Genomic DNA, 11,758 nt, shown 5'->3' with positions numbered 1-11,758 from the left:
TGATCGATGTCATGTCTTCGCACGGAACCTACGAAACCCACGTGACGGTCCGCTGCCCGGACGCGGTGGAGCTGGAGCGACTCGAATCCTGGGCCGCGGTACGGGAGTTGAAGGTCACGCACATCCTGTTGGCCCGGGGTCGGATGCTCTCCCAACCGATGTTGACGCTGCCGGACCGGACGAGCCACGAGCGACTGGTGCCGCAGCTGCGGGCGGCGGGTTTCGATCCGGTCCGGGTCAAGGTCGAGACGGTCCCGTGGACCACGGACAGCCCGGGGCCGGGCGGCGGCTACTACGAGCACCACCTGAAGCTGCGGTTGCCGGCGGACTACGACCGGGCGGCGCTGGAGGCGCTGGTCACGGAGCACCGGGCCCACCTGTCGTGGAACGCCCGCCGCACCCTGCCCGGCCCCGACGGTCTGCAAGAACGTTTCATCACGCAGCGCTGCCGGGGCACCGCCTCCGGGGCGACGGCGGCCTGCGACACGCTGATCTCCGTCCTGGTGGAACGCGGGTACGAGATCCTCTCGGAGGAAAGGGAGTTCGTGCTGTACGACAGCGACCTGTCGCTCGACGAGGGCTGGATCGGGACCGGGGAGGTGCCGCGATGAGCTCGTGGCGGGAGTTCGGGACGCGGAGCACGCACCTGCCGCGGGAGCCGCTGGACGAGGGGACGCGGGTGGCGGGGGACCTGCCGCGCACGCTCCGGCCGGTGGCCGGGGACGACGTGCGCCAACGGGCCCTCTTCGATCCGTCGCTGCGGCACAACTTCCGGGCGTACCGGGCCGGGGACCCGGTGTTCGACGACCCGGCCCGGACGGTCGCCTGGGTGGCGGCGCGGCGGGCGGCGATGGACGCCGTGCTGCTGTCGATCTCGGAGTCGCCGTGGGTGGACTCGCTCGTGCTGCGCGGCAGCGTGCTGCTGGCGGACCGGTTCGGGGAGGCGGCGCGGGAGCCGGGCGACCTGGACTTCGTGGTGGTCCCGCACACGTGGCCGATGGAATCGGCGCGTACCGGGCGGATGTTGGAGGGGATCGCGGCGGCGGCCGACGGTCGGGCCGGGATCCGGGCCCCGGGCGCGGTCTGCGAGGACATCTGGACGTACGACCGGGTGCCCGGTCGTCGGATGGTGCTGCCGTGGTCCGTGCCGGGGCTGCCGGCCGGGCAGGTCCAGCTGGACTTCGTCTTCAACGAGCGGCTCGCGCGACCGCCGGAACCGGTCGAACTGGCCTGCGGGGCCACGGTCCTGGCGGCGACGCCCGCGCTGTCCCTGGCGTGGAAGGTGTTGTGGCTGATCAGCGACCGGCACCCGCAGGGCAAGGACCTGTACGACGCGGTGCTGCTCGCGGAGCACGACCGGCTGCCGAACTCCCTTTTGCAGGAGGTGTTCAGGGAGGCCGGCGAATGGCCCCACCCGAACGCGGAGGTGGGCCCGGAGCACATCGAGTTCCTCGTGCCGAACGGGTACGTCGGCGCCGAGTGGGAGCACTTCGAGGCGGAGTACCCGCACCTGGCCGGACCGGGCGAGGAGGCGTTCGTCGCGCGCCTGGCGGCGGCCCTGCGTCCGACCTTCTCCGGCGAGGCCCCTCAGGACCTGTCGTCGAACTCCCGTCTGCCTCGCGGTGTCCGGCAGGCCGCCCTCCGGGCGACGACGGGACTTTGACGACAGGCCTCAGGGCGTGTTGCCGGCCGCCTCCACCCGGACCGCGCAGGTCTTGAACTCGGGCATGCGGGAGACGGGGTCGAGGGCCGGGTTGGTGAGGGTGTTGGCGCGGCCCTCGCCCGGCCAGTGGAACGGCATGAACACCGTGTCGGCGCGGATCGTGTCGGTGATGCGGGCCGGGGCCACCACCCGGCCGCGGCGGGAGACGACCGCCAGCGGGGCGCCGTCGTCGACGCCGAGGCGGGCCGCGAGACGCGGGTGGAGTTCCACGAAGGGCCCGGGGGCGGCCTCGTTGAGTTCGGGCACGCGGCGGGTCTGGGCGCCGGACTGGTACTGGGCCACGACCCGGCCGGTGGTGAGCAGCAGCGGGTACTGCGCGTCGGGCGTCTCGGCGGCGTCCCGGTGGACGACGGGGACGAACCGGGCCCGACCGTCATCGGTGGCGAACCGGTCCAGGAAGAGGCGGGGCGTGCCCGGCGAGCCGGGCGGGCAGGGCCAGAAGACGCCCTGTTCGGCTTCGATGCGGGCCCAGGTGATGCCCGAGTAGTCGGCCGGGCCGCCCTCGGAGGCGCGCCGCAGTTCCTCGAAGACCTCCTCGGGGTCGGTGGGGAAGCCCTTCTCCACGCCGAGGCGGGCCGCGAGGCCGTGGAGGACGTCGAGGTCGCTCCGAACGCCGGGCGGTGGGGTGAGGGCGCGTCGGCGCAGCAGTACCCGGCCTTCGAGGTTGGTGGTGGTGCCGGCCTCCTCGGCCCACTGGGTGACGGGCAGGACCACGTCGGCGAGGGCGGCGGTCTCGGACAGGACGACGTCGGCGACGGCGAGGAAGTCCAGGGAGCGGATGCGGTCCTCGACGTGGCCTGCGCGGGGTGCGGAGACCACCGGGTTGGAGCCCATGAGGAGCAGGGCGCGGACGTCGGTGCCGAGGGCGTCGAGGAGTTCGTAGGCGCTGCGGCCGGGGCCGGGCAGGGTGTCGGGGTCGACGCCCCAGACCCCGGCGACGTGGGCGCGGGCGGCGGGGTCGGTGAGCTTGCGGTAGCCGGGGAGCTGGTCGGCCTTCTGGCCGTGCTCGCGACCGCCCTGGCCGTTGCCCTGGCCGGTGAGGCAGCCGTAGCCGGAGAGGGGGCGTCCGGCCCGGCCGGTGGCGAGGCACAGGTTGATCCACGCGCCGACGGTGTCGGTCCCCTTGGACTGCTGTTCCGGGCCGCGGGCGGTGAGGACCATGGCGGTGGAGGGGGCGCAGAAGAGGTCCACCGCCTCGCGGAGCCGGGGCACGGGGACCCCGGTGATCCGTTCGACGAGTTCGGGCCAGTGGGCCATCGCGCCGGCCCGCGCCTCCTGCCAGCCGGTGGTGCGGGCGGCGATGAACTCCTCGTCCGTGCGGCCCTCGGCCACGATCAGGTGCAGCAGGCCCAGGGCCAGGGCGAGGTCCGTGCCGGGGCGGGGCGCCAGGTGCAGGTCGGCCTGTTCGGCGGTGCGGGTGCGGCGCGGATCGACGACGATCAGGGTGCCGCCGTTCGCCTTCAGCTCGGTGAGGAAGCGCAGCGCGGGAGGCATGGTCTCGGCCGGGTTGGAGCCGACGAGGATCACGCAGCCGGTGCGGGGCACGTCCTCCAGCGGGAAGGGCAGTCCGCGGTCGAGGCCGAAGGCACGCTGGTGCGCGGCTGCCGCCGAGGACATGCAGAAGCGGCCGTTGTAGTCGATCTGCGAGGTCCGCAGGGCGACCCGGGCGAACTTTCCGAGCGCGTAGGCCTTCTCGTTGGTGAGCCCGCCCCCGCCGAAGATCCCGACGGCGTCGTTGCCGTGGGTGCGGCGGGTGCGGGCCAGGCCCTCGGCGACCTTGTCGAGGGCCTCCTCCCAGCCGGCCGGCACCAGCCGGCCGGCGTCGTCGCGGACGAGCGGTTCGGTGAGGCGCACCCGGGAGGACAGCACGGCGGGGGCGGTGCGGCCCTTGCCGCACAGCGCGCCCCGGTTCACCGGGAAATCGGCCCGCTCCTCCACGGTCACGCCGTCGCCGCCGGGTGTGGGGCGCAGGTTCATCCCGCACTGCAGCGCGCAGTAGGGGCAATGCGTGGCGACGGCGGCGGGGGCGGCTTCCGGGGTGTGCATGCCGTCCAGCGTGCGTCGGCGGTGTTACACCGGCCGCCGTCCCCGGTTACGCCTCCCGGACGGCCCCCTCACCACCGGCCGGGGGCCGGGGTGAGGGTCGCCGGGCAAGTGGGCGGGGACGGCGGTCCGCGGGGTCACCGGCCGGTCAGGTACTTCACCGTCAGGCCCGCGGTCCAGCCGCCGTCCACGGCCAGTTCGGCGCCGGTCACGTAGCCGGCGGAGTCCGAGAGGAGGAAGGCGACGGCGGCGGCCACCTCCTCGGGGAGGCCGACCCGGCCGAGCGGGGCGCCCGGGTAGTTGCCCTCGCCCGCCGCGATGCCGATCGGGGCGGTCATCGGGGTCAACGTCATGCCCGGGTGCACGGAGTTGACTCGGATCCGGGCCTCGGCGAGCTCGACGGCACCGATCTTCGACAGGCCGCGCACGCCCCACTTGGAGGCCCCGTAGCCGGCGGTGAGGGCGAGTCCGGTCAGGCCGGCGGCGGAGGAGATGTTGACGATGGAGCCGCCGCCGTTGTCGCGCATGAGCGGGATCGCGGTCCTGATGCCGATGAACACGCCGACCAGGTTGGTGTCGACCACCCGGCGGAAGTGCTCGACCCTCTCGTGTTCCAGGAACTGGCCGGTGGAGATGCCGGCGTTGTTCACGAGCCCGTCGACCCGACCGAATTCGGAGACCGCGTAGGCGAACGCCGCCTCCCAGTCGGCCTCGCTCGTCACGTCGTGCCGCAGGAAGCGCGCCGCGTCCCCCAGCTCGGCCGCGGTCGCGGCGCCCTCGGCCTCCAGCACGTCGGTGATCAGCACCCGGCCGCCGCCCTCGACGACGGCCCGGGCGGCCGCCGCGCCCAGACCGCGGGCCCCACCGGTGATGACGACGGCCTTGCCGCCCAGATCCACAACAGCCACGGTTCCACACCCCTGACGTACAGACTGGTATATGACTAATCGGCATATGCCGATCGCGGCGTCAGTCTGCCAGAGCGGCCAGCACCCGCGACACCCCCTCCTCCTTCGGCCCCAGGAATCGCGGCTCCGGCTTGAACACGGCGTCCAGCGCCGCCTTCCCCGCCGCGAAGACCTCGCGGGTCCCGCCGTAGTACCAGGTGGCGTCGTGCACGTCCTGGACGCCGACCCCGTACGAGTCCACGCCGGCCGCCCGGCACAGCGCGACCGCGCGACGGATGTGGAAGCCCTGGCTGATCAGCACCGCCCGGTCCACGCCGAAGATCTCCCGGGCGCGCACGCAGGAGTCCCAGGTGTCGAAGCCCGCGTAGTCGCTGACGATCCGGTCGTCCGGCACCCCGTGGGCGGTGAGGTAGCCGCGCATCGAATTCGGCTCGTCGTACTCGCTACGGCTGTTGTCACCCGTCACCAGGACCACCTTCACCTTCCCCGCGCGGTACAGCTCCACGGCCGCGTCGAGCCGGTCCGCGAGGTACGGCGTGGGCCGGCCGTCGTACAGCAGGCCCGCGCCGAACACGACGGCCACGTCCGCCCGCGGCGCGTCGGCCGTGGTGCGCAGCCGGTCGGCGGCGACCGCGTGGGTCCACGCCGAGGGCAGCAGCGCGAGGACGCAGGCCGCCATCACGAGCCGTACGAGTCGGCGCCGGGCCCTGACGGTGCGCGGCACCAGCCCCCGCGCGGCGCGCGCGATCCGGTGCGGGCGCGGTGTGCGCATGAAGTTCCCCCTGGTCGTGCCGGCCGGACTGCGGCCGATGCCGCACCCGCAGGTCAGGACGTGCGCGGGAGGCCGACGGTTTCACCGATGGCATCCGTACGGCGGGCCGGCGCCGCAGTCCGAGCCGCCCGCCGGCCCGGGCCGAAGGGACCCGGACCGGGTGTACGCAGCCGTGCGCACGGCTGCGTACACCCGCCGGTGAGCAGCCCGTAAACACCCGTCACCCCGACGCAACGCCCGCGCAACCTGCGCCCCCCAGGATCGGTCCATGACGGAGCCGGTGCACCCTCCCGAACCCTTCGCCCTCCCCTTCGGCAGCGCGGCCGAGCTGCTGACCCGGATCACCGCACAACTCGGCACGCAGCTCAGCGGCCTGCGCCCACCACGCGCCCACGGAGCCCCCACATGCAGCCCACCCTCGTCGCCGTGGCCCACGGCAGCCGTGACCCGCGCGCCCCGCGCACCGTCCTCGCCCTCCTCGAACGGGTCCGCGAGCTGCGCCCCCGCCTCGACGTCCACCTCGGGCACGTCGAGCTGAACGAGCCGCTCCTCGGCGACGCCCTCGGCGCGCTGCCGGCGGGCGGGGAGGCGGTCCTCGTGCCGCTGCTGCTGGGGCGCGGCACCCACGTCAAGCGGGACCTCCCCGCGGCCGCCGCCCGTGCCGGACACCTGCGCGTCCGCGTCGCCGCCCCGCTCGGACCGCACCCGCTGCTCGTCGAGGCCCTGTACGAGCGGCTCCTGGAGGCCGGCTGGACCCCGGGGACGGCGGTGGTGCTGGCCGCCGCCGGGTCCCGCGACCCGGACTCCACCGCCGACACCGCGCGCGGCGCCGCCCTGCTGTCGGAGCGGCTCGACGGGGTGCCCGTGGTCCCGGCCTACGCCTCCGCCGCCACGCCCGGCGTGCCCGACGCCGTTCGCGCGCTGACCTCCCGGGGCCACCACCGGGTCGCGGTCGCCTCGTACTTCGCCGCGCCGGGCCGGTTCTCCGCCGCGTGCGCGGCCGCCGCGCCCGGTCCGGCGGCGGCCCCGCTCGGCGACCACCCGGCGTTGGCCCGGCTCGTCCTGCTCCGCTACGAACAGGCCCTCGCCCTTCGAGCCCGGCCCCTCGAACTGGCCACGGCCTGAGGGCCGCGTCGATCCGGATATCTCGGTTTGTCGGCCGGTGCGGTTACGGTCGGGGCATGGAAGGCACCGCACACTCCCCCGCCTACGAGTCCTACGACCTCGCCGCCACCGAACGATGGGCCCCCGAGCCCGACAAACAGCCGGGCCGCACCGCCTTCCAGCGCGACCGGGCGCGCGTCCTGCATTCCGCGGCGCTGCGCCGCCTCGCCGGGAAGACCCAGGTCGTCACCCCGGGCACCCGCTCCTACGACTGGGACGCGAGCCCCCGTACCCGGCTGACGCACTCCCTGGAGTGCGCGCAGGTCGGACGCGAACTCGGCGCGGCCCTCGGCTGCGATCCCGACCTGGTGGAGGCGGCCTGCCTGTCCCACGACATGGGCCACCCGCCGTTCGGGCACAACGGCGAGGAAGCGCTCAACGAGTTCGCGAAGGACAGCGGCGGCTTCGAGGGGAACGCCCAGTCGCTGCGCCTGCTGACCCGGCTCGAGCCCAAGCGGTTCGTGCCCGATCCGGCGGGCGGCGGGCTGATGAGCGTCGGCCTCAACCTGACCCGGGCCTGCCTGGACGCCGCCACCAAGTACCCGTGGGCGCGCGGTGACCACCCGACGGACCCCGATTCGGTGAAGTTCGGGGCCTACGAGGACGACCTGCCGGTCTTCGAGTGGCTGAGGCGCGGCGCACCCGCCGACCGCAAGTGCTTCGAGGCGCAGGTCATGGACTGGGCCGACGACGTGGCGTACTCGGTGCACGACTTCGAGGACGGTCTGCACGCCGGCCACCTCGACCCGAACCTGCTCTTCGCGGAACCCGAACGCACCGCGATCCAGCAGGTCGCGATCGGCCGGTACGTGCCCGCCGACACCGCCCCCGAGGAGCTCCGCGAGGCCTTGGACCGGCTGATGGACCAGGAGTGGTGGCCGCACGGCTACGACGGTTCGGCCGTCGCCCAGGCCCGGCTGAAGGACGCCACCAGCCAGCTGATCGGCCGGTTCTGCCAGGCTGCGGAAGGCGCCACCCGCGAGGCGTACGGGCCCGGCAGGCTCACCCGCTACGCGGCGGAGCTGGTCGTCCCCCGCGAGGCGCGCAACGAGTGCGCCGTCCTCAAGGCCGTCGCCGACCTGTACGTGATGCAGCGCGACGAACAGGAGCGGCTGCGCGCCGACCAGCGCATCGTCCTGGCCGAACTCGCGGAGGCGCTGAGCGCCCGGGCCCCGGAGGGACTGGACCCGCAGTTCCGGGCGATCTTCGACGCGGCGCCCGACGACCGGGCGCGGAAACGCGCGGTCATCGACCAGATCGCCTGCCTCACCGACGCGGCGGCCCGCTCCCTGCACGCCCGCCTCACCAGACGCCCGCAACGCGCCGAAGGGTGAGCCGATCGGGCCACTCCCCCTTCACGCGGCAGGCTCGGTGCGGGACGCTCGCATGTGGTCGCATGTGGCGGAGAGGTTATGAGGAGGCATCAGGTGGTCGACGCACACCGGACGTTCGTCATCGTCGGGGCAGGGCTCGCCGGGGCGAAGGCGGCCGAAACACTGAGGTCGGAGGGGTTCACGGGCCGGGTCATCCTGATCGGCGACGAACGCGACCATCCGTACGAACGGCCTCCGCTGTCCAAGGGGTATCTGACGGGCAAGGAGGAGCGCGAGAGCGTCTTCGTCCACGAACCGTCCTGGTACGCGGCGGCCGACATCGAGCTGCACCTGGGGCAGCCGGCCGTCCACCTGGACCGGGAGAACAGGACCGTGCGCCTCGGTGACGGCGCGCTGCTGCACTACGACAAGCTGCTGCTGGCCACCGGGGCCGAACCGCGGCGCCTGGACATCCCGGGCACCGGTCTGGCCGGGGTGCACCACCTGCGGCGGCTCGCGCACGCCGAGCGGCTGCGCAACGTACTGGCCTCCCTCGGGCGGGACAACGGACACCTGCTGATCGCGGGCGCCGGGTGGATCGGCCTGGAGGTCGCGGCGGCGGCCCGCGGCTACGGCGCCGAGGTCACCGTGGTCGAGGCGGAGGCGACCCCCCTGTACACGGTGCTCGGGCCGGAGATCGGTCGGCTCTTCGCCGACCTGCACGCCGCGCACGGGGTCCGGTTCCACTTCGGGGCGCGGCTCACCGAGATCGTCGGCCACGACGGAATGGTGCTGGCGGCCCGCACCGACGACGGCGAGGAACATCCGGCGCACGCGGTGCTCGCCGCGATCGGGGCGGCGCCCCGGACGGCGCTGGCCGAGACCTCCGGCCTGGCCCTGGTGGACCGCGAGCACGGCGGGGGGATCGCGGTGGACGCCTCCCTGCGCACCTCCGACCCGGACGTCTTCGCCGTCGGGGACGTCGCCGCAGCGCACCACCCGGTCCTGGGGGCCCGGCTGCGGGTCGAGCACTGGGCGAACGCCCTCAACGGCGGGCCCGCCGCCGCGCGGGCGATGCTGGGGCAGGAGGTCCGCTACGACCGGGTGCCGTACTTCTTCTCCGACCAGTACGACGTGGGCCTGGAGTACTCGGGGTACGCCCCGGCGGGCGGCTACGACCAGGTGCTGATCCGCGGGGACGTCGGTAAGCGCGAGTTCATCGCGTTCTGGCTGTCGGAGGGCCGCGTGCTCGCCGGAATGAACGTCAACGTGTGGGACGTCACCGAGCACATCCAGGCCCTGATCAGGTCGAAGACGCCCGTGGACCGCGAAAGGCTGGCGGACCCGTCCGTTCCGCTCGCGTCGTTGATCACCGGGGAGGGCGCCTGACGGGATTGTCCCCGGCCGGCCGTAGACTTCACGCGTGGCAGGACGGATCAACGACGACGACGTGAAGGCGGTACGGGACGCGGTCCCGATCGACGCCGTGGTCTCCGAGTACCTCCAGCTCCGCAACGCCGGCGGCGGCAACCTCAAGGGCCTGTGCCCCTTCCACGACGAGAAGTCCCCGTCCTTCCAGGTCAGTCCCAGCAAGGGCTTCTACCACTGCTTCGGCTGCCAGGCGGGCGGGGACACCCTCGACTTCATCATGAAGATCGACCACCTCTCCTTCTCGGAGGCGGTCGAGCGCCTGGCCGGCCAGGCCGGCATCACCCTGCGGTACGAGGAGGGCGGCTACACCGCCGGCACCAGCGGTCGCGGCGAGCGGATCCGGCTGGTCGAGGCCCACAAGGCCGCCGCCCTCTTCTACGCGGAGCAGCTGGGCGGCGCCGAGGCGGAGATCGGGCGCCGCTTCCTGGCGGAGCGCGGCTTCGACCAGGCGGCGGCCGAGCACTTCGGTGTGGGCTACAGCCCGGCCGGCTGGGACCACCTGACCCGGTTCCTGCGGGGCAAGGGCTTCACCGACAAGGAGCTGGTCACCTCCGGGCTCGCCCAGGACAGCCGCAGCGGCAAGCCCATCGACCGCTTCCGCGGCCGGCTGATGTGGCCGATCCGGGACATCAGCGGCGAGGTGGTCGGCTTCGGCGCGCGAAAGCTCCGCGACGACGACAACGGCCCGAAGTACCTGAACACCCCCGAGACCGCGATCTACAAGAAGTCCCAGGTCCTCTACGGCATCGACCTGGCGAAGAAGGAGATCGCGAAGACCTCCCGGGCGGTGGTCGTCGAGGGCTACACCGATGTGATGGCCTGCCACATGGCCGGCGTCACCACCGCCATCGCGACCTGCGGCACGGCCTTCGGCGGGGACCACATCAAGATCCTGCGCCGACTGCTGATGGACAACGCGACCGCCGAGGTGATCTTCACCTTCGACGGGGACGCGGCCGGCCAGAAGGCGGCGCTGCGGGCGTTCGAGGACGACCAGAAGTTCGCGGCCGAGACCTCCATCACCATCGCCCCCAACGGGATGGACCCCTGCGACCTGCGCCTCGCGCAGGGCGACGCGGCGGTGTCGGGACTGGTCGAGTCGCGGACCCCGCTGTTCGAGTTCGCGCTGCGGCACATCGTGTCCCGGCACAACCTGGAGAACCCTGCGGGCCGGGCCGCCGCGCTGGACGAGGCCGCTCCGATCGTCGCCAACATCAAGAACATCGCGATCCAGCACGAGTCGGCCGTCCAATTGGCGGGCATGCTCGGCATCCGTGACGAGCAGTTCGTCGTCAAACGGGTCGCCCAGCTGGCCCGCTGGGCCCGCGAGCGCGGGAACCAGCCCCAGCAGCAGGGCCGGGGTGGCGCCCGGTCCACCGAATCGGCGCCGGCGACCCCGGCCGTGACGCCCGGCGGGCCCGCGCTGAACCTGCGCAGCCCCGCCCACCGCACCGAGCGCGAGCTCCTCAAGCTGGCGCTCCAACGCCCGGCCCTGGTCTCCCCCGCCTTCGACGCGTACGGCATCGACGAGTTCACCGCCCCGCCCTACGCGGCGGTCCGCCAGGCCATCCAGGATGCGGGCGGAGCCGCACAGGAAGCCGACGACTACCTGATCCGGGTCCGCGAGGCGGCGCCCAACGACACCGTCCGCGCCCTGGTGACGGAGCTGGCCGTCGAGGCCATCCACGCCAAGACGGTGGACGAGGTGTACGCCGGTGTCCAACTGGTGCAGGTGCGCCTGCGCGCCGTCGACCGCCGGGTCCACGAGGTCCAGGGCACCATGTCCCGGCTCGGCCCGCAGGCCCCGCCGGAGCAGCACGCGGCGGTCCAGGAAGAGCTGTGGGTGCTCCAGCAGTACGGCCGCCGGCTGCGCAACCGCGGGGCGGAAGGGCTCTAAGGGCCGCCGGCCGCGCCCCCGGTCCTCCGGCGGCCGTGCCAGTCGCCGCCCGGTATCCGCGTACCCGAGTCGGCCAGTCTGCGGGCCAGGGGCGCGGACGCGAGGTAGACCCAGGCGCGGACGCGGACGCCGTCGGGGCGGACGGTGTCACGGGCGACCCGGTCGTAGAGGTTCCCCGGGCGGCCCGGGCCCTCGTACTCCTCCAGCAGGTCCAGCGCGGCCAGCAGGTCCCCGTACGCGTCGGGCAGCGCGGTGACCAGTTCACCGGCTATGGCGGAGCCGGGTCGGTCCACGGCGTACGGGTAGCCGGGGCCGTCGTAGAGGACCGCGTCGGGCAGCACGGCCGGTTCCTCGGCGGCGGTCCGGCCGCGCAGGAACAGGTCGTGGTTGACCTCGCCCGGCCGCAGCGTCCCGTACACGAAGAACGGCAGGGTGCCGGATTCTGGCCGATCGACCGATGCCACGGGGTCCTCCCTCGACTCACACTGACTCGACCCACACGGTACG

General features: G+C 73.7%; 10 protein-coding genes. 6 read left to right on the top strand and 4 right to left on the bottom strand.

Annotated features, from left to right (window positions below; genetic code table 11):
* Nucleotides 1-11: 11 nt before the first annotated feature.
* Both ACZ58N_RS09695 and ACZ58N_RS09690 read left to right on the top strand, forming a co-directional pair.
* On the top strand, nt 12-611 hold the full coding sequence (locus tag ACZ58N_RS09695) for a hypothetical protein (RefSeq protein WP_471157389.1): 600 nt from the start codon (nt 12-14) through the stop codon (nt 609-611).
* Nucleotides 608-1,663 (top strand): nucleotidyl transferase AbiEii/AbiGii toxin family protein, encoded by a 1,056-nt coding sequence (locus ACZ58N_RS09690; RefSeq protein ID WP_471157388.1) that lies wholly within the window; start codon nt 608-610, stop codon nt 1,661-1,663. The genes ACZ58N_RS09695 and ACZ58N_RS09690 overlap by 4 nt, the downstream gene beginning before the upstream one ends.
* A 9-nt stretch (nt 1,664-1,672) precedes the next feature.
* Here ACZ58N_RS09690 and ACZ58N_RS09685 read toward each other — a convergent pair whose 3' ends face one another.
* From ACZ58N_RS09685 to ACZ58N_RS09675, 3 genes are all read right to left on the bottom strand, one after another.
* Nucleotides 1,673-3,769, bottom strand: coding sequence for a molybdopterin oxidoreductase family protein (locus tag ACZ58N_RS09685; protein WP_471157386.1), 2,097 nt, complete (start codon nt 3,767-3,769; stop codon nt 1,673-1,675).
* A gap of 134 nt (nt 3,770-3,903) precedes the next feature.
* Nucleotides 3,904-4,674, bottom strand: a complete 771-nt coding sequence (locus ACZ58N_RS09680) for a glucose 1-dehydrogenase (RefSeq protein ID WP_471157384.1) — start codon at nt 4,672-4,674, stop codon at nt 3,904-3,906.
* Between the two features lie 61 nt (nt 4,675-4,735).
* Nucleotides 4,736-5,446, bottom strand: coding sequence for a SanA/YdcF family protein (locus ACZ58N_RS09675; RefSeq protein WP_471157383.1), 711 nt, complete (start codon nt 5,444-5,446; stop codon nt 4,736-4,738).
* Nucleotides 5,447-5,851: 405 nt separating this feature from the next.
* Between ACZ58N_RS09675 and ACZ58N_RS09670 the strand changes: the two genes are divergently transcribed.
* The 4 genes from ACZ58N_RS09670 to dnaG all read left to right on the top strand — a co-directional run bounded on the left by ACZ58N_RS09670 (nt 5,852) and on the right by dnaG (nt 11,251).
* On the top strand, nt 5,852-6,571 hold the full coding sequence (locus ACZ58N_RS09670) for a sirohydrochlorin chelatase (RefSeq protein ID WP_471157381.1): 720 nt from the start codon (nt 5,852-5,854) through the stop codon (nt 6,569-6,571).
* A gap of 56 nt (nt 6,572-6,627) precedes the next feature.
* Entirely contained in the window at nt 6,628-7,944 is a 1,317-nt protein-coding gene (locus ACZ58N_RS09665; protein WP_471157380.1) for a deoxyguanosinetriphosphate triphosphohydrolase, read from the top strand.
* A 93-nt stretch (nt 7,945-8,037) separates the two neighbouring features.
* The gene (locus ACZ58N_RS09660) at nt 8,038-9,312 is read left to right on the top strand and encodes an NAD(P)/FAD-dependent oxidoreductase (protein ID WP_471157379.1); all 1,275 of its coding nucleotides are present in this window, start codon (nt 8,038-8,040) and stop codon (nt 9,310-9,312) included.
* A 34-nt stretch (nt 9,313-9,346) separates the two neighbouring features.
* Complete coding sequence (dnaG, locus tag ACZ58N_RS09655) at nt 9,347-11,251, top strand: DNA primase (RefSeq protein ID WP_471157377.1); 1,905 nt, start codon at nt 9,347-9,349, stop codon at nt 11,249-11,251.
* On the opposite strand, the gene ACZ58N_RS09650 is transcribed toward dnaG, so the two are convergent.
* Nucleotides 11,248-11,715, bottom strand: coding sequence for a gamma-glutamylcyclotransferase family protein (locus ACZ58N_RS09650; RefSeq protein ID WP_471157375.1), 468 nt, complete (start codon nt 11,713-11,715; stop codon nt 11,248-11,250). The genes dnaG and ACZ58N_RS09650 overlap by 4 nt on opposite strands.
* Between the last annotated feature and the right edge of the window lie 43 nt (nt 11,716-11,758).

This window comes from Streptomyces sp. NPDC040432 (assembly GCF_055595445.1).
This window is presented reverse-complemented; position numbering and strand designations above follow the sequence as displayed.